The sequence below is a fragment of the Fictibacillus sp. UD genome (assembly GCF_043558025.1).
Classification (GTDB): Bacteria; Bacillota; Bacilli; order Bacillales; family Fictibacillaceae; genus Fictibacillus.
Genome location: NZ_JARUHH010000005.1, coordinates 196,576 through 214,571 on the forward strand (window position 1 = coordinate 196,576; position 17,996 = coordinate 214,571).

General features: G+C 40.5%; 19 protein-coding genes and 1 pseudogene. 9 read left to right on the forward strand and 11 right to left on the reverse strand.

Features of this window, described 5'->3' with window-relative positions:
* Positions 1-211: 211 nt before the first annotated feature.
* The 5 genes from P8610_RS10775 to pdxK all read right to left on the reverse strand — a co-directional run bounded on the left by P8610_RS10775 (position 212) and on the right by pdxK (position 2,927).
* The gene (locus tag P8610_RS10775) at positions 212-487 is read right to left on the reverse strand and encodes a spore morphogenesis/germination protein YwcE (RefSeq protein WP_066243203.1); all 276 of its coding nucleotides are present in this window, start codon (positions 485-487) and stop codon (positions 212-214) included.
* A 203-nt stretch (positions 488-690) separates the two neighbouring features.
* The gene (gene bshB2, locus P8610_RS10780) at positions 691-1,335 is read right to left on the reverse strand and encodes a bacillithiol biosynthesis deacetylase BshB2 (protein WP_394604391.1); all 645 of its coding nucleotides are present in this window, start codon (positions 1,333-1,335) and stop codon (positions 691-693) included.
* 12 nt (positions 1,336-1,347) lie between these two features.
* A complete protein-coding gene (locus P8610_RS10785) occupies positions 1,348-1,698 on the reverse strand; it encodes a YojF family protein (RefSeq protein ID WP_394604392.1) in 351 nt (116 codons plus the stop codon).
* 71 nt (positions 1,699-1,769) lie between these two features.
* Complete coding sequence (locus P8610_RS10790) at positions 1,770-1,913, reverse strand: hypothetical protein (protein WP_394604393.1); 144 nt, start codon at positions 1,911-1,913, stop codon at positions 1,770-1,772.
* A gap of 201 nt (positions 1,914-2,114) precedes the next feature.
* A complete protein-coding gene (gene pdxK, locus P8610_RS10795; RefSeq protein ID WP_289497701.1) occupies positions 2,115-2,927 on the reverse strand; it encodes a pyridoxine/pyridoxal/pyridoxamine kinase in 813 nt (270 codons plus the stop codon).
* 306 nt (positions 2,928-3,233) lie between these two features.
* Between pdxK and treP the strand changes: the two are divergent.
* From treP to treR, 3 genes and pseudogenes are all read left to right on the forward strand, one after another.
* Positions 3,234-4,644: pseudogene (gene treP / locus P8610_RS10800) on the forward strand (PTS system trehalose-specific EIIBC component).
* Positions 4,645-4,728: 84 nt separating this feature from the next.
* Complete coding sequence (gene treC, locus P8610_RS10805; protein ID WP_394604394.1) at positions 4,729-6,417, forward strand: alpha,alpha-phosphotrehalase; 1,689 nt, start codon at positions 4,729-4,731, stop codon at positions 6,415-6,417.
* A 26-nt stretch (positions 6,418-6,443) separates the two neighbouring features.
* Positions 6,444-7,160, forward strand: a complete 717-nt coding sequence (gene treR / locus P8610_RS10810; RefSeq protein WP_289497175.1) for a trehalose operon repressor — start codon at positions 6,444-6,446, stop codon at positions 7,158-7,160.
* Positions 7,161-7,232: 72 nt separating this feature from the next.
* On the opposite strand, the gene P8610_RS10815 is transcribed toward treR, so the two are convergent.
* Complete coding sequence (locus P8610_RS10815; RefSeq protein ID WP_394604395.1) at positions 7,233-7,706, reverse strand: NUDIX domain-containing protein; 474 nt, start codon at positions 7,704-7,706, stop codon at positions 7,233-7,235.
* A 174-nt stretch (positions 7,707-7,880) separates the two neighbouring features.
* Here P8610_RS10815 and nhaC point away from each other — a divergent pair, with 174 nt between their 5' ends.
* The 3 genes from nhaC (at position 7,881) to P8610_RS10830 (ending at position 10,826) form a co-directional block, all read left to right on the forward strand.
* Positions 7,881-9,281, forward strand: a complete 1,401-nt coding sequence (gene nhaC, locus P8610_RS10820) for a Na+/H+ antiporter NhaC (protein ID WP_394604396.1) — start codon at positions 7,881-7,883, stop codon at positions 9,279-9,281.
* A gap of 97 nt (positions 9,282-9,378) precedes the next feature.
* Complete coding sequence (locus tag P8610_RS10825; protein WP_394604397.1) at positions 9,379-9,918, forward strand: helix-turn-helix domain-containing protein; 540 nt, start codon at positions 9,379-9,381, stop codon at positions 9,916-9,918.
* A gap of 122 nt (positions 9,919-10,040) precedes the next feature.
* Positions 10,041-10,826, forward strand: coding sequence for a phosphatidylserine decarboxylase (locus P8610_RS10830; protein WP_394604398.1), 786 nt, complete (start codon positions 10,041-10,043; stop codon positions 10,824-10,826).
* Between the two features lie 24 nt (positions 10,827-10,850).
* Here the strand turns inward: P8610_RS10830 and P8610_RS10835 are convergent, their stop codons facing one another.
* The 3 genes from P8610_RS10835 to P8610_RS10845 are packed head-to-tail and all read right to left on the reverse strand — an operon-like array spanning position 10,851 to position 14,430.
* A complete protein-coding gene (locus tag P8610_RS10835; RefSeq protein WP_394604399.1) occupies positions 10,851-12,749 on the reverse strand; it encodes a PTS fructose transporter subunit IIABC in 1,899 nt (632 codons plus the stop codon).
* Entirely contained in the window at positions 12,746-13,681 is a 936-nt protein-coding gene (gene pfkB / locus P8610_RS10840) for a 1-phosphofructokinase (RefSeq protein ID WP_394604400.1), read from the reverse strand. The genes P8610_RS10835 and pfkB overlap by 4 nt, the downstream gene beginning before the upstream one ends.
* On the reverse strand, positions 13,678-14,430 hold the full coding sequence (locus P8610_RS10845) for a DeoR/GlpR family DNA-binding transcription regulator (RefSeq protein ID WP_394604401.1): 753 nt from the start codon (positions 14,428-14,430) through the stop codon (positions 13,678-13,680). Before P8610_RS10845 ends, pfkB begins: the two co-directional genes overlap by 4 nt.
* A 178-nt stretch (positions 14,431-14,608) precedes the next feature.
* Here P8610_RS10845 and P8610_RS10850 point away from each other — a divergent pair, with 178 nt between their 5' ends.
* A complete protein-coding gene (locus P8610_RS10850) occupies positions 14,609-15,436 on the forward strand; it encodes an aminoglycoside N(3)-acetyltransferase (protein ID WP_394604402.1) in 828 nt (275 codons plus the stop codon).
* A gap of 56 nt (positions 15,437-15,492) precedes the next feature.
* A complete protein-coding gene (locus tag P8610_RS10855) occupies positions 15,493-15,870 on the forward strand; it encodes a YggT family protein (RefSeq protein ID WP_394604403.1) in 378 nt (125 codons plus the stop codon).
* A gap of 297 nt (positions 15,871-16,167) precedes the next feature.
* Here P8610_RS10855 and P8610_RS10860 read toward each other — a convergent pair whose 3' ends face one another.
* Positions 16,168-16,509 (reverse strand): DsrE family protein, encoded by a 342-nt coding sequence (locus P8610_RS10860; protein WP_066243245.1) that lies wholly within the window; start codon positions 16,507-16,509, stop codon positions 16,168-16,170.
* 119 nt (positions 16,510-16,628) lie between these two features.
* Here P8610_RS10860 and P8610_RS10865 point away from each other — a divergent pair, with 119 nt between their 5' ends.
* Entirely contained in the window at positions 16,629-17,372 is a 744-nt protein-coding gene (locus tag P8610_RS10865) for an AIM24 family protein (RefSeq protein WP_289497165.1), read from the forward strand.
* Between the two features lie 87 nt (positions 17,373-17,459).
* Here P8610_RS10865 and P8610_RS10870 read toward each other — a convergent pair whose 3' ends face one another.
* Positions 17,460-17,987, reverse strand: coding sequence for an Hsp20/alpha crystallin family protein (locus tag P8610_RS10870; RefSeq protein ID WP_394604404.1), 528 nt, complete (start codon positions 17,985-17,987; stop codon positions 17,460-17,462).
* Positions 17,988-17,996: the final 9 nt, after the last annotated feature.

The following is a 17,996-nucleotide window of genomic DNA, read 5'->3' on the forward strand; positions in this document are numbered from 1 at the left end:
ATGGTGAGATTTAAACACAACAGGGTTTGATGAGATAGTGTAGAAAACGGGCAAAAAGTGAAGAAAACGGAAGAAAAGAGGGTTATTTATAACATAGGGTGTGAGAGGGTGACAGAAAGGTGCAAAGCAATGTATACAAAGAAATTTCAAGAGATGATTTTTCCATAATATGCAAAAACCCCTCTGAAAAAGAGGGGATTAACGTTAATAATTAATATTTAGCTTTTTCCATTTTGCGTTTCGCCAGATATGGACGACCCCATACGATGTATGCTGCGTAATGAGCAAATACGACGTTTGCAATGAAGACTGTGATGAAGAAACTATGAACGAATAAGCTTAAGCTGTCATTAGCCATAAATAACACAACGTAAGTCCATAACAGGGCGATGAACGGCGTTTGCCATAAGGCTAACTTACGACTATCATTCCACAAAAATAGTGGTGTGGCAGTCGCTACGAATAAGTAAACCATAAAAACATCCATTACTAATCAACCCCTTGAAGTATTGTTTACGCTTACAATTTTGACGAATTAGCGTCTAAAATGTGAACGATTTGTTACAATTAGTATACCACAATAGGAGAAAAATGCCACATGGATTTGTACATTTTTTTGAAAATTCAAGTATCTGTACTAAAAAAAGAACTCAAAGCCTTGGGAGGACATCGAGTTCTTATAAGATAAAATTATAATGGATAACGCCAAAACCTTTCGTTTTTTACCCATTCTAGCATGGCAGGATCTTTTTCTACGCTATCAACGAGCCATTGGGTTTGTGATCTATGCGCTTTAATGCAATTCATTTTTTCCTCAAATACATCAGAGATATCCGTTACGATATGTGGAGCACCAAGTTCCGCCTCAGAATTTTTTGCGAAAGCCACGCACAAAAGTTCAGGACGCTCCAGCTCCGGCATGCTCTTAACTGCACGAACGACAGCTCTTGCTGTAGCTTCGTGATCAGGGTGAACGCTGTACCCCGGATAAAAAGTGATAAGCCTTGTTGGTTTCACTTCTTCTATAACGGATAAAAATTGGTCTGCTAAGAACTTCTCATCTTCAAATTCTACCGTCTTATCCCGTAATCCGAACTGCCGTAGATCTTCAATTCCTACTGCCGCACAAGCATCTTCCAGTTCTTTTTGACGAATTAGAGGAAGCGATTCACGTGTAGCAAACGGCGGATTTCCCATGTTTCTTCCCATTTGACCAAGGGTTAAGCAGATGTAGGTAACGGGTAATCCTTTTTTTGTATGTTGAGCAATCGTTCCCGACACCCCGAAAGCTTCATCGTCTGGATGAGGGAAGATCACTAATAAATGATCGTTCATAATGTAACCTCCTTATACATCAAATGGGGAAGAGCTAAGCTGAAGAGCTACTGCCAGGCGGCCTTCTTGATCATGGCCAGCCATCAGCAACCTTCCTTCAGAATCAATTTCCCAATGTGTTAATCCTTCTGCATAAATCCATCCTAGTTCGATCTTTAAGCCGACTCTAAATGGACCGTTGCCCATGATTTTTCCTGATAGGGGAGTCACTTTTCCATTTCGGATATATGCGTTAACTGTAAGGACACTATCGTTATTGTGATTGGCATAAGCACCATTAGTTGTTTCTAAATGTAGATAAAGTTCTTTTCCAATAAGCTGATCCAGCGTGTTCTGGATTTCATTGGCTTGTATGAGCTGCATACCTTCACACTCCTGTGCAGAATAGATGTACTTATTATAATTCAAAACTCAAAATAACGTGTATGATTTGCCTATGTTTGTTTACTCTGTTGGTTGAAAGCAGTTGATTTCAGCTCCAGGTGCTTCGCTTTCCGCGGGGCGTGCGTTGAGCCTCCTCGACGCTTTGCGTCCTTAGGAGTCTCCACCTGACCGCTCGTCCCGCAGGAGTCTTGCACCTTGCGCTCCAATCAACTTGTCAGTGAAGAGAATGTAAAACCAAATATCTTATTTAAAATGTTTGCAAATTCTGCTAGCTTTGAGGATAGTTGATCTCCGCTGCGAGGATGGTTTGCTGTGAGCCTTCTAAATTTTACACCGCTAGAAGTCTTGAAAAAATAAAGAAAGAGACTAATCAACAAGATCAGTCTCTCCATAAATTATTTGTTTAATTTCTCGCGGTAAGCGCCATGCCAAGTTGGGCCTACGTATTTGTTTAATTCAAAACCTGCTGCGATCGCTTCTGTGATGAAGTCTTTAGCAGTGAGGATCGCCTCGCGTGCAGGTTTTCCTTTTGCAAGCTCAGCAGTAATAGCTGCTGAGAATGTGCAGCCGGCACCGTGCGTCCACGTTGTTTCGATTCTATCAGATTCTAGTACTTCAAATTCTTCTCCATCATATAAAACGTCAACGGCACTTTCATGGTCTAATTTTCCGCCGCCTTTGACGATTACATATTTCGCCCCATTTGCTTGAATCTTTTGAGCAGCTTCCATCATTTGTTCAACCGTTGTGATTGGTGCCATTCCAGCAAGCTGTGCTGCTTCAAAAAGGTTTGGCGTAACAACTGTTGCTTTAGGAACTAGTACATTTTGAAGTGTGCTCGCAAGTTCTGGGTGAAGAGGCTCAGCACCTTTACAAACCATAACCGGATCAACCACTACATTTTGAAGATTATGCTTCTCAATTAATTCAGCCGTTGTTTGGATCACTTCAACAGAAGCAAGCATACCTGTTTTAAGTGCATCAACGCCAATTCCGGATACGACTGTTTCTAATTGTGCTTTAAAAAGATCGAGTGGAAGCATGAATACTTCATGGAACCATTCACGGTGCGGGTCTTGAGCGACCACGACATTTAAAGCGGTCATCCCGTAAACGCCTAGCTCCTGGAACGTTTTTAAATCGGCTTGAATACCAGCGCCGCCGCTTGTATCCGAACCTGCAATTGTAAGTGCTTTATTAGGTGCCATCATTAAAATCTCCTTTATTCTCGTTTCTCTACCTGTAACAGATTATAGCAAAAGATAAAGGGAAAAGGAAAAGTTGAGGATTACCCAATACAGGTAAATCGCACCAGTGAAAACGTATCCATTGACTTATTTGTATATACAGGTTAAATTAATTTCAAGATATGTATATACAAGTTATGTACTTTGTGTAAACGCTTGTACACATTTGATTAAAGAACTAGTTTTCATCAAATGATAAAAAAGGGTACAGAGGTATAAGACTTTTTTTATCACGTTGTATGGAAACGGTTTCTAGGAGGGAACATTATGAGCAAAATTCGCGAATCAGCTGAACAAATCGTCGAAGCTCTTGGCGGTAAAGAAAATATATCAGCAGCAACGCACTGTGTTACTCGCCTGCGTCTAGCTCTTAAAGATGAAGGAAAAGTGGACGAGAAAGCGTTGGAGGAAATTGATCTAGTAAAAGGATCTTTCTCAACAAACGGCCAATATCAAGTCGTAATCGGTCAGGGTACGGTTGATAAAGTGTACAACGAGTTTATCGATATCACAGGAACCGGCCGAGCTTCTAAAGAAGACATTAAAGACGAAGCGAGTAAGAAGCTTAATCCACTTCAACGAGCGATCAAAGCTCTTGCAGATATTTTTATCCCGATTCTCCCTGCCATCGTAACTGCAGGTCTATTGATGGGTATCAACAACATCCTTACAGGTCCAGGAATTTTTTATGATGAGAAATCATTTATAGATGTTCATAAAAACTGGGCAGATCTAGCTGGAATCATTAATTTAATCGCGAACACCGCATTCGTATTTTTGCCAGGACTGATCGGCTGGTCAGCGGTTAAGAAATTTGGCGGAAGTCCATTACTAGGTATCGTTCTTGGATTGATGCTTGTCCACCCAGATCTTTTAAATGCATGGGACTATGGTAAGACGAAAGACATTCCAACATGGAATCTATTCGGACTTCCGATTGAAAAAGTCGGTTACCAAGGTCAAGTTCTGCCAGTATTAATCGCATCTTATGTTCTTGCAAAAAGCAAAAATAGAGCTTTTCTTGAAAAAGCGAATTCCAGATGCATTGCAGCTTTTATTAGTAGCGCCGATTACATTATTAGTTACAGGATTTTTAGCATTCATCGTTATCGGACCAATTACATTCTCAATAGGTAATGCTGTTACGGACTTTTTCGTATCTATTTTTGATAACTTTGCTTGGTTAGGCGGATTGATCTATGGCGGTTTCTATTCATTACTCGTTGTAACAGGAATGCACCATACGTTCTTAGCGGTCGATCTGCAGCTTATTTCAAACACAGGCGGCACATTCTTATGGCCGATGCTTGCACTATCTAATATCGCTCAAGGTTCGGCTGCACTTGCTATGTTTGTCGCATCACGTGACGAAAAGCTTAAGGGACTAGCTGGAACTTCAGCATTATCCGCTTACCTTGGAATTACAGAACCGGCGATGTTCGGGGTGAACTTACGCTTCCGTTATCCTTTCATTTTCGCGATGATCGGTTCTGCAATTGCAGGTATCGTGATTACGATTGCCGGAGTCCGCGCATCATCTATTGGTGTCGGCGGTATTCCAGGATTCCTATCAATCCTGCCAGGCAGCTGGGGATCTTTCTTTATTGGGATGGGGATCGCACTCGTCGTACCATTTGTACTAACATACATTTATGCAAAAGTTAAAAAAGCCAAGTAAAACAAATTAACAGGAACAACCGGGAGAGCAGCACGAATTTCCGGTTGTTTTCATGACTACTACAATTTTATGGCGGTGGAAAATATGAAGAAAGAACCATGGTGGAAGCGATCGGTCGTTTATCAAATCTATCCAAAAAGTTTTAATGACACGACAGGCAACGGAACAGGAGATATACAAGGAATTATAGACAAGCTTGATTACCTTAAAAATCTAGGAGTAGACGTATTATGGCTGACTCCTATCTATGACTCTCCTCAGCGCGACAACGGCTATGATATTCGTGATTATTATAAAATCTTTGAAGATTATGGCACGATGGAAGACTTTGATCGTTTACTGGCGGAAGCTCATAAGCGAGATTTAAAAATCATTATGGACATCGTTGTGAACCATACAAGTACAGAACATGAATGGTTTCAAGCTTCACGACTATCAAAAAATAATCCTTACCGTGACTTTTATATTTGGAAAGACCCTGTTGAAGATGGAGAGCCTACGAACTGGATATCGAAGTTTGGAGGATCTGCTTGGAAACTTGATGAGGAAACAGGTCAATATTATCTCCATCTCTTTGACGTAACTCAAGCAGATTTAAATTGGGAAAACACTGAAGTTCGTCAAAAGGTATATGAAATGATGAACTATTGGTTTGAAAAAGGGGTAGATGGATTCCGTCTGGATGTGATCAATCTCATTTCAAAAAATCAAGAATTTCCAAACGACGATGGTTCGGTACCTCCTGGTGATGGACGTAAATTCTACACAGATGGACCGCGAGTACACGAATATATGCAAGAGATGAACCGTGAAGTTTTCTCAAAATATGACGTTCTTACTGTAGGGGAAATGTCATCTACCACGATCGATAACTGTGTAAAATATACAAACCCCGATCGGAACGAATTAAGCATGACTTTCAACTTCCACCATTTAAAAGTGGATTATCCAAACGGTGAGAAGTGGAGTGTCGCTGATTTTGACTTTTTAAAGCTAAAAGAAATCTTGTCAACGTGGCAAGTTGAAATGCATAAAGGCGGCGGTTGGAACGCTCTATTCTGGTGTAATCACGATCAGCCGCGAATCGTTTCCCGTTATGGTAATGACGGGAAGTATCGAGTTGAATCAGCGAAAATGCTCGCAACAACCATCCACATGATGCAGGGGACACCTTATATCTATCAAGGTGAAGAATTCGGGATGACAAATCCAAAGTTTGAGTCTATCCACCAGTACCGTGATGTTGAGTCGTTAAACATGTTCAACCTATTGAAAGAAGAAGGACGCAGTGAAGACGAGATATTAGAAATCCTAAAACACAAATCACGAGATAATTCGCGTACGCCTGTTCAATGGGATAACAGTGACAATGCAGGTTTCACGTCAGGTGAGCCTTGGATTCCAGTAGCTGAGAACTATAAAGAAATTAATGCAGAAGCTGCAGTTAACGATCAAAATTCAATTTTTTATCATTACAAAAAATTAAATCAGCTTCGAAAAGATGTGGATTTAATAACGTATGGGGATTACGAGCTGATTTTAGAGAATCACCCTGAGATCTTTGCATATGTTCGTAACGCAGAGAATGGGGAGAAACTGCTGGTCATTAATAACTTCTATGGAAAAGAATCAGACTTTAATCTTCCTGAAGATATCGATGTTTCAAGTCTAGATTCAAATGTGTTGATCAGCAATTACGAATCCGCAGCCAAAGATTTTACTTCATTCACATTAAGACCGTATGAATCTGTCGTTTTTCACTTAAAAAAATAATGCTACAATATTCATGGTGAATAATGATGCGAAAAAATAAATTTCAAGAAATCTATCAAGAGCTATCAACTCAAATACAAGAAGGAGAGCTTCGTGCGAATACGCAGCTTCCTTCAGAACATGACCTTGCTGACCGTTACGATACGTCTAGGGAAACGGTCAGAAAGGCACTCAACCTCTTATCCCAAAACGGATTTATTCAAAAGATTCGTGGTAAAGGCTCAATCGTCTTAGAAACAAACAAGCTCAGCTTTCCTATTTCTGGTCTAGTCAGCTTTCAAGAGCTTTCAGAAACGATGGGGAAAAGCAGTGTAACGACCGTTCATGATTTCGGACTGATCGAGCCAGACCAATTTTTACAGCAGCAGCTGCAGACAGATTCAGACGAGCTGATATGGAAAGTTCTTCGTTCGAGACAAATTGATGGTGAGACCATCATTTTGGACAAAGATTATTTTTTAAAAAAATATGTTCCAAAGCTTTCGAAGGAAATTGCAGCAAGATCCATTTACGATTATTTGGAGAATGAGTTAGGATTGAAGATCAGTTTTGCCAAAAAAGAAATCGTGGTTGTAGATTGTACGGAAGAAGATAAGAGATTGCTGGATTTAGGCGGCTTCAAACATATCGTAGTCGTGAAAAACTATGTGTACCTGGATGATGCCAGCCTTTTTCAATACACAGAGTCACGCCACCGATTAGATAAGTTCCGATTCGTTGATTTTGCGAGACGGGGAAGATAGATAGAAAAGGAGCAGGTAATGAAGCCTGCTCTTTTTTGTCTTTAATAACTCGCTTGATTGTTATGTCTTGTACTAATTGATGTCACCAACATAGGTTTGTCCTATGTATTTACTATCATTTATCTGCTGAATCATAGGAATTAGTTCTTTCGGAAAGAAATTAAATTCAGATAGTTTAGAAATAGGCAGCCAAACAACACCGAGTTGAGTTGAATCGGGTTCATTGGGTGAAAACTCGTCAAGAATTCCTTCATCAATCTTCACATCAAAAATATGCTCCACGATGTGTGCTTGGTTATTTTCCTGCTGCTCGATGATGTGGTTTTTACTAATAAATTCTCGAACCCAAACGAGCTTACCAACCTGAACTTCTACTCCGATTTCCTCGAAACACTCTCGTACGACTGCATTAGCAAGGGTCTCGTTAAAATTTTGACCACCACCCGGTATAACATATTTGCTGCTGCCCTTAATTCCTTTTTCTATCGTTAACACGTGGTTATCTTTAATAATCAATGCTTTTACAGAACTTCGAATTTTGTACAATACCAATCAGCCTCCGTTCAATGTCTCTTCTTTAATTTACCATGCTGGTGATGTTGACAGCTTCTATAAAGTCCGTTATCATGAAAAACAGTTACACACACACTTCAACGCATAAAAGCGTTTAAGTGCAATAGTGAATTAATCTTTTGATTAATACGAACGGAGAGATTCATCATGAAAAGACAAATGACATTGCCAGTGGCACTCGTTTTATTTGCAGCGATCTTTGCTGTTATGTTTACGAGTCTTGTATATATAAAAGTAGAACCTCATATCCCGTTATTAGCCTGTTTAGTATTGCTCGGAGCTGTAGGTGCAGCGTTCGGAGCTCCGTGGAAAACGATTGAGAAAGGAATACTAAACGGCATCATATCAGGATTGCAGCCGATTATGATCTTATTGACGGTCGGACTTGTCATTGCCAGCTGGATGTTAAGCGGAACAGTCCCGACACTTTTGTTTTACGGAATGGATATCATACAACCAGAGTGGTTCGCAGTAAGTGCGCTGTTCATTACGGTGATTGTTTCCACATTTACTGGAAGTTCTTTCACGACAGTTGGTACGGTGGGTGTAGCACTAATGGGAATCAGCCACGTGCTGGGCGTTAATCCTGCATTAGCAGCGGGTGCAATTGTATCTGGTGCATGCTTTGGAGACAAGATGTCACCATTATCGGATTCAACGAACTTTGCACCTGGGGTTGTGGGAGTGAATATGTTTGAACACATCCGTCATATGATGTGGACGACTGTACCTGCATTTATTTTAACAGCTATCGCTTTCTTTTTTCTCGGAGGAAATGGAGGCAGCGCAAATCTTCAAGAAATCAAAGAAATTCAATCCGTGCTTTCAAGTGAATTTCCAATTCATGCCTTAACACTTGTGTCACCGATCGTTGTTTTGGTTTTAGCATTCCGCAAACTGCCGATCATACCTATCTTGTTAACCGGAGTAATTGTTTCAATTGCAGTAGGATTTTTCTTAGTGCCTGATCTGACATTGCAAAAAGTGATCAATGTGATGCAGAACGGATTACAGGCTGAAACAGGGAACGCGACAGTAGATAGCATAGTCAACAAAGGTGGACTGATGGCTATGATGTGGTCGATCTCACTTGTTTTAGTAGCTCTAGCATTAGGTGGAGTCATTCAAGCTCTTGGAATGTTCGATCTGTTATTTGGAGCAGTAAAAGACACAACACAAAAAGCTGGTAAATTGATTGCGACAACACTAGCTTCTTCTGTTGGGATCAATTTGCTTGCAGGTGAAATGTATCTTTCAATCCTTTTACCGGGCCAGGCGTTAAAAGATGCTTATGTAAAATCGGGAGTTCCATTAAAAAACTTATCTCGAACAGTAGAAGATGGTGGAACACTTGTTAATCCGCTCGTACCTTGGAGTGTAAGTGGTGCATTCTTCGCTTCAACCTTAGGGGTATCCGTTGTTGAATATATCCCATTTGCTTTATTCCTATGGCTATCACCAATGTTTACGTTATTATTAGCGTTCACAGGTTGGAGTATCGGTCAAAGTAAAAGTGATGAAAAAAATAATGAACATGCAGCAGCATGAAGATGAAGAAGCGTCCTATTGACAGGGCGCTTTTTTTGTTGACAATTTTAACAATTATTATTATCATTATCGATAACAATAACAAAAGGATGGTTTTATGAATCAAAAAAGTAAAGCGGATTTAATTTTACATCCTGTTCGCATGAAGATCATACAGCACCTTGCAAAAGGTTCAGCTACCGTTTCGGAATTAAGGGGATGGATATCAGATGTCCCGCAAGCCACACTATATCGACATTTAAACGTACTTAATAAGAACGAGATCATATATGTAACAGACGAGAGAAAGATCCGTGGTGCTGTTGAACGGACTTATGCGCTTGAACAGGATACGGCATACATTTCAGCTGAGGAAGCAGCTAATCTTTCAAAAGAAGACCACATGAAGATGTTTATGACGTTTATATCCAATATTACTGGAGACGTTGAAGCTTATTTAAATGGTGATACAAATCTAAATACAGACATATTTGGGTATAATCAATTAGATCTTTATTTAGATGGAGAAGAGTGGGAAGAATTGAGCCGTGGTATGCAGGAGTTAATCAGTAAATACGTTCCTAACAGGCCTACTAAACGAAATAAAAAGGTTACGCTCGTGCAGATGTTAGTGCCAGAACCAAAAGAGAAACAATAAAGGCAATAGAAAGGCTGATATATTTTGCAGAATGATTTATACTTTGCATATAAGCAATTTCCAACATCAGGAACCGTTATCGATAATGATAACATTCATTTAAATAAAGCAGGTGATAGTAGATGAATATGACACGATTTTATAGAAATTTGTTTGAATTGAACGGTCATCCGGTTATAGCACGTTCATTAAAAAGGTTTGCTCAGTCCAAAGTAAGTAAACCTTTAATCCCGCATTTTGTTAAATTGTACAAAATCAATATTAACGAGGCGACCCGTCAGCTTCATGAATACAGCTCACTTCACGACGTTTTTGTACGTGATTTAAAGCCAGATGCGCGCCCGATTACATTAGAAACTAATGCGTTTGTGAGTCCGTGCGACGGCGTTTTATCCGTTGTTGATGAGCTTACAGAGGAAAGCCGTTTTACTGTAAAAGGACAAGAATATACAGTTGCTGAACTTTTAGGTTCTGAAACAGAAGCTAGGAAGTATTCTGGAGGACAAGTATTTGTTTTTTATTTAAGTCCTACAGATTATCATCAAGTACATGTTCCAGTGGATGCTGAAGTTAAGTCTGTATATACACTTGGACGAGAGGCTGCACCAGTTAATGAACTAGGTTTACGCCATGGCATTCGGCCGTTGACCCGTAATTACAGGCTGGTTTCCAAACTCAATGCGGCTGGTCAACCACTTGCACATGTTATGGTTGGTGCGTTGAATGTTAATACGATTGAACGCACGAATCATGAGCCTGTTGTTAAAAGAGGAGATTCGTATGGATATTTCTCATTTGGTTCCACAGTTGTTCTATGTATTCCAAAAGGAGCGTTAAACTTCACTGGCAAAAAGGGCTCAGTCAAAATGGGTGAGATCCTAGGACAATGGATTCCAAAGGGAATATAAACAGCACACAAAAAAAGAACCCGCTTAAGCAGCGAGTTCTTTTTTGTCTTCTTGTACTTCTTTCTTCAAGCCACCGGCAATAAGAGCAGTCACGATAGAACCGATCAGAATCGCTAATACATAAAGCAATGGGTTTCCATTTACGATCGGAATGACGAACGCTCCTCCGTGCGGGGCCGGAAGTCCGATGCCAAACACCATTGAAAGCGCACCAGCTATAGCTGAACCTGCAATTGCAGCAGGAATTACACGGCCTGGATCGGCTGCTGCGAATGGTATTGCACCTTCCGTAATGAACGAAGCTCCCATAATGTAATTTGTTTTACCTGCTTCTCTTTCAGCTTTTGTATATTTCTTTTTAAAAATGGTAGTGGATAAAGCGATCCCTAGTGGCGGAACCATTCCACCAGCCATGATCGCAGCATGTGGAGCAAAGTTGCCAGCATCAATCATCGCAATTCCAAATGTGAAAGCTGCTTTATTGATAGGACCACCCATATCGACCGCCATCATTCCGCCTAAAATCAAACCAAGCAAGACAAGATTGCCAGTGCCCATTCCTTTCAACCAAACGGTTAATGCGTCGTTCAATGCTTTTACAGGTTCGATTACAATGAACATCATAATGAGACCAGTTAAGAGAATGCCGAATAGTGGGTATAAAAGGACTGGTTTGATTCCTTCTAACGAGTTAGGCAAATGGCTGAAAAGCTTCTTTAACCCGACTACAAGATAGCCAGCTAAGAAACCAGCGATCAATCCGCCTAAGAAACCAGCACCACCAGTTGCTGCCATTAATCCTCCAACCATACCTGGTGCAAATCCAGGTCTATCCGCTATACTCATCGCGATAAATCCAGCCAGCACTGGAATCATAAGAGCAAAAGCGTTCCCGCCTCCAATTGTACTTAGTGCTTCAGCGATCGGGTGATAAGAAGGATCTTTAGGATCGGCTGCATTAATGCCAAAGATAAATGAGATGGCGATTAAGATTCCTCCTCCAACGACAAAGGGAAGCATGTTGGAGACGCCGCTCATCAAGTGTTTATAAAATCCGCTCCTTCCAGGACGAGCAGTCTCCGAATCTTCGACAGACGAAGATTTCCCAGTACTTTTGTATATAGGTGCATCTTGCTTCAGTGCTTTTTGGATAAGCTCTTGTGGCTTTCTAATACCTTGTGCAACGGGAACTTGAATGACATGTTTACCATTGAAACGTTCCATATCCACCTGCTTATCTGCCGCGACAATGATTGCATCTGCTTCTTCAATGTCCTTTTTAGTAAGCTCATCCTTCACTCCGCTGGACCCATTTGTTTCAACTTTAAGGAAGACATCCATTTCCTTTGCTTTTGCTTTTAAAGCATCAGCGGCCATATACGTATGAGCGATTCCTGTTGGACATGCAGTAACAGCTAGGATTTTTTGTTTAGAAGAGGCAACGATGGGATCGTCGTCTTTCTCCATCTCTTTTTCTTTTGCATCAATTGCTTGTAAGATTTCTTCAGCTGAGCTAGCAGAGTCAAGTCTAGATCTGAATTCAGCATCCATTAAGAAGCTGGAAAGCCGGGAGAGAGTCGCTAGATGATCATTGTTAGCGCCTTCATAAGCGGCAATCATAAAGAATAAATGCGCTTTCTGACCATCTAGAGATTCATAGTCAATCCCGTTTTGTGAGCGGCCGAAAGCGATGGCAGGCTCCTTAACCGCATTTGTTTTTGCATGGGGAATTGCAATTCCCTCACCAATACCCGTTGTGCTCTGACTTTCTCTTGCTAGAATCGCCTTTTTATATTCATCTTTGTCATTGAGTTTGCCAGCAGAGTCCAGTTTTTCAATAAGTTCGTCAATGACGGCTTCCTTGGATTGAGCTTCTAAAGATAGTAAAATCGTATTTTTTGTTAGTAAATCAGTGATTTTCATATTAACTCCTCCCCAAAGTTAGGTAGTTCTTCAATAAGAATCTGTTTTTGCAAAATTTCAACCTGTTTTTTAGTGCAAAGGTCTTCTGAAAATGCAGTAGCACTCCCAGCAGCAACTCCGTATTGAAACGCTGCTCTAATTTCACTTTCTTGTATAAATTGAGAAAGGAATCCGGCTACGACAGAATCTCCAGCACCAACAGAGTTTTTTACCGACCCGACAGGCACGTTAGCAAAAAGTACGTCATCTTTACTTATGAAAAGTGCACCTTCTCCTGCCATAGAGACAATTACATGCTGAACGCCTTCTTTAAGCAATTTTTTCCCGTAAATAATGGCATCTTCTTTACTTTCAATCGTGACTTGAAAAAGATCACCGAGTTCATGATGATTCGGCTTAATTAAGAAAGGTTTATGTTTGAACGTTTTTCTTAAAGCTTCTCCAGATGTGTCGATAACTGCTTTAATCCCTTTTTGATTACATTTTTCCGTGATGTGTGCGTAAAAATTATCCGAGATGGAGGGGGGGATACTTCCTGCTAAAACGAGAATATCGCCTCTGTTCATCTCATCAAGTTTTTGAAACAAGGAATTTTGCTCTTTTTCCGTGATCAAAGGCCCCTGTCCGTTAATCTCTGTTTCTTGCTGAGCCTTGAGTTTCACATTAATTCTTGTAACTTCTGAAACATCGATAAAATCGTGCAGAATTTCCTCATTTGTTAAAAAGTCCTTAATGAATGCCCCTGTAAAGCCGCCAGTGTAGCCAAGTGCTGTACTCTCGATGCCTAAACGTTTAAGCACTCTTGAAACATTTATTCCTTTTCCGCCGGGATATATGTGTGCGCTTTTTGTTCGGTTTAATTCGCCTTCTTTGAAATCTTCTACGCTTGCTACATAATCGATGGATGGATTGAGTGTGCAAGTATAAATCATGGTGTCACAACCCTTATGTCTGTTTTGTCTTGATAATCGTAAGCAATCTCTTCGTCAATTTCATTAGTGATAATGATAGCTTCGTTTAATTCAGCTACTTTTGAAAAAGATGCTTCGTTAAATTTTGTATGGTCAGCTAGTACGAACGCTTTTTGTGAAAGCGATATAGCTAGTTGTTTAACCGCAGCTTCTTCTGGATCTGGTGTAGTAAATCCGGCATGAAGATGAATGCCGTTTATTCCAAGAAACACTTTATCGAATCGGTACGAACTTAAGCTATTTATGGCTGCACTTCCAACGAGTGCTTTTGTTTTAGATTTTACGAGACCACCTGTTAAATAGGTCTTAATCTCGTAATCAGTCAAAGCTTCAAGATGGGAGATCGCATTTGTGACGACAGTTACTTCTTTATCTTGTAAAAACGGAATCATCTTCAGCGTTGTAGTACCTGCATCAAGGTAGATGCAATCTCCCTTTTCAATTAAGTCAGAGGCAAATTGTGCGATTTTTTCTTTTTCAGAAGAATTTCTCGCGGATTTTTCTACTACACTCAACTCTTCGCTTTTTTGATGAAGAAGAGAAGCACCGCCGTGTACGCGTTTTAATTTTCTTTCTTTTTGAAGCTGGCTTAAATCTCTTCGTATCGTAGATTCAGAGGACGCTGTTGCATCAACTAATTCTTGTATGGTTACGACTTGTTTTTCTCCTAATACTTCAATGATTTTACGATGTCTTTCAGGTGTTAGCATCCTGACACCTCCATAGGTTCAGTTTCGTTGACACCATTGTAACGTAAGCCCTTACATTTTTCAATCAAAATCAATCACAAATAATCAAAAACAATCAATAATAATCATATCCAAAAGTATCCATCCACTTTGCTATAATAATGGAAACGTCGTAAAAATAGAGAAAGTAGTGAGCGGAATGACAGATATAGAATTAAACACAGATTATCCGAAAACAAAAGTTTCATTAGCAGATGATCTTCGGAAATTGGGATTGAAGAAGGGGATGACGGTTATCGTCCATTCAAGCTTAAAGTCTTTAGGGTGGGTGATCGGCGGTCCTGTTGCCGTCATTCAGGCTTTAATGGATGTCCTAACTGAAGAAGGTACATTAGTCATGCCAACACATACTGCTCATTATTCAGATCCTGCAGGATGGCAGAACCCGCCAGTACCAAAAGAGTGGTGGCCAGTGATTCGAGAGGAAATGCCAGCTTTTGATCCTGAGATCACTCCGACCTATTTTATGGGAGCTATTGTTGAAGCATTTAGAACGTTTCCAGGAGTGTTAAGAAGCAATCATCCGACAGAATCGTTTGCTGCTTGGGGAAAGAATAAAGAAACAATCATAAACGGTCATTCATTAGATTTTGGTTTGGGTGAACAATCACCGCTTGGAAAAATGTACAAAATGGATGGTTTTATATTGTTATTAGGTGTTGGTTATGATTCGAACACAACAATGCACCTTGCTGAACACCGTATAACGAATCTCAAAACAGAAGAAAATGCAGGCCCATTTTATAAAGAGGGAAAAAGAGTTTGGGAGACGTTCACTCAGGTAATTTATCGAGAAGGACTATTTGAGGAGATCGGAATGGCATACGAAAAAGCTGGTTATCCCGTAAGTATAGGGAAAGCTGGGCTCGCGGAATGCAAGTTGATTCCGCAAAAAGAAATAGTGGATTTTACTATGAATTGGCTGCTACAGCATGATAAGAGCAGCAAGCCTATTAATCACGCATAATGTTGATTGAATGAGGGTATGTTTATAAGCAAATCCAATGAAATGAGGGAATTGCTATGAGACGTTCCGTACCCGCTACAATTATTTCATTTATTGTTGGTATCATTCAGCTTATCTTAATTTTACGTTTCATTTTTCAACTGTTTAATGCAAATGAAGGAGCCGCATTCGCACAGCTTATTTACGGACTTAGTCAACCGCTGCTCTTGCCGTTTGCAGCCATTTTCCCTAACATAGAGCTTGCCAACGGCTTTGTGGTTGAATTGTCCACGATCATTGCAATTATTGTATATGGTGTAGTCGGCATGCTTCTGAAACGACTTTTCTCTGTAAGAAAAGAACCTGTTCACAGGGAGACCGTTATCAGAGAAGAACCTGGAATTCGAGACGACTCGAATGTACGTGAAAAAAGAATCATTAGAGAAAGAAGATAACTAGCAAAAAGCGCACATCGCGAAATTGGGATGTGCGCTTTTTCTTTGACTTTCTTAAGGCTATGCTCTAAAGGATTGCTGCACTTTGGAATTTCTCTCTTCCTATGCAAGTTGGTTGTAGCGCAAGGTGCGAGACTCCTACGGGACGAGCGGTCAGGTGGAGACTCCTAATGGCGCAAAGCGGCAGGAGGCTCACCGTACGCCCCGTGGAAAGCGAGCAACCTGGAGCGGAAATCAACTACTAACAACAAAAGCAACCTTGTATACGAAAAGAGCATTTTCTCCTAATACTATGTATTACGCAATCGTAATGACCTCGTACTTCGCAGAAAGCTCTACAAAGTGCGCCATTCCAGAAATTTCTCCGGCAGCAAGTTCCTTTTCCACGTTATAATGGTCAACACATGTTTTGCAACCGAACACTTTTACGCCTTTATCTTCCATTTCCTTAAGATGCAACGAACAAAGAGATTGTTCTGTGAGACAGTAAACGCCACGGTTCATAAAAAAGATAGCAGCTGGCAAGTCCGATTGTTGCTTTAATACCGTAAAATACGTTTCCATCACGTTTTCACCAAGAGCAGAGTCGTTACCAGTACCAAATGAATCTGTCGTTACAAGAATGATTTTATTTTGCATTTAAATCACACCTCTCTATTAAACTTTTGGCGTTAGCCAAGGTTCATTATGTGAATTATACCATGCTTTGTTTACGCAAAGTCACACTTTGGTATGCTAATAAGAGGAGGGTGATCTATGTGAATGAATCCCTTTTTACTGTAATTGAAAAAGAAGAAGGGCGTCGCGCAACCTTTGAAGTCCTCGAATATAAACAATTGCCCGTTACTAGTGCGGGATCAAGTTCTTCGTATTATGCAAAAGAAACAGGAATTACGTTAAAACAAGTCCGAATTACGTTACGACAAGGAGCTGTGCAGGCTGAAGCGGGGGCACTGCAGTTTATGAAAGGTGACCTTGGGTTGAAAAGCAATGCTGGCGGAGTAGGCGGATTTATGAAGAAGATGGCATCCAACATCTTAACAGAAGAATCTCTATTTAAACCATTATATGAAGGAACAGGCGAGATCTACCTGGAACCTTCTTACGGCCACTATTTATTATTGAATTTAAACGACGAAGAAGTGGTGGCAGATCGGGGAATGTTTTATGCTGCGGAGCCTTCTGTCCAATTAGGTGTGGCAAGGCAAAAGCTCACTTCCTCTATAAAAGGTGACGAAGGGCTGTTTCAAACCAAACTGAAAGGATCAGGCTTTTGCGTTCTTCAAAGTCCAGTACCACTGCAGCAAGTTATGAAGGTACAGCTTCATAACGAAAAACTCCAAGTGGATGGCAGCTTCGCGCTCTTAAGAAAAGGGGATATTGATTTTTCAGTAAAACGAGCTTCCTCTTCTATTATTGGGTCTGCTACTAGTGGCGAAGGATATCTTCATGTTTTTGAAGGAACGGGTGAGGTTTGGCTGGCGCCAACATTAGGCAAATAGAAAAAGAGCTCCTGAGAAAAGGAGCTCTTCATTTTTGTTTACTAACCAAAGTTCTGCTGTTGTTGCCGTTACTCTTATACAGGCGTTTCAGCCATCATCGCCAGGAACATCAGCAGTACCATTGCTGTTCATACTATTACTGCCTGTATCGCTGTTTTGGTTCATGACTTGAATCGGAACGGTTGGATTCACCATTTCTCCGCCGTTTTTGTTGACGGCTATCGTGAGAATTCCATTTGTATATTGAGCTTTAACATCTTCATTTCGAAACATAAAAGGCAGCTGGACGAACCGCTCAGTTCGTTTCATGGCCTTTCTTTCTTGAAAATGCCCAGTTCGTTTATTTTTCATCGATCGAATTTCTTCTCTTTGAGCTTTGATTTGAAGCCCTTGGTTGAGAACTTCAATCTGAATATCTTCTGGGTTATATTCTTTTAAGTTTGCATAAACTCGATAATCTTCCGCTGTTTCTTCTGTATCAACCTCAAAAGACATTTGTTCCGCATATTGCTCGAATTGGGACATCCCTTTACTTACGAACTGCTCAAAAGATTTTAGCCAGTCATCCATAGAACGGTTATTAAAAAAAGGCATCAATGGACCTTTGTCAAACATCCGTATTCC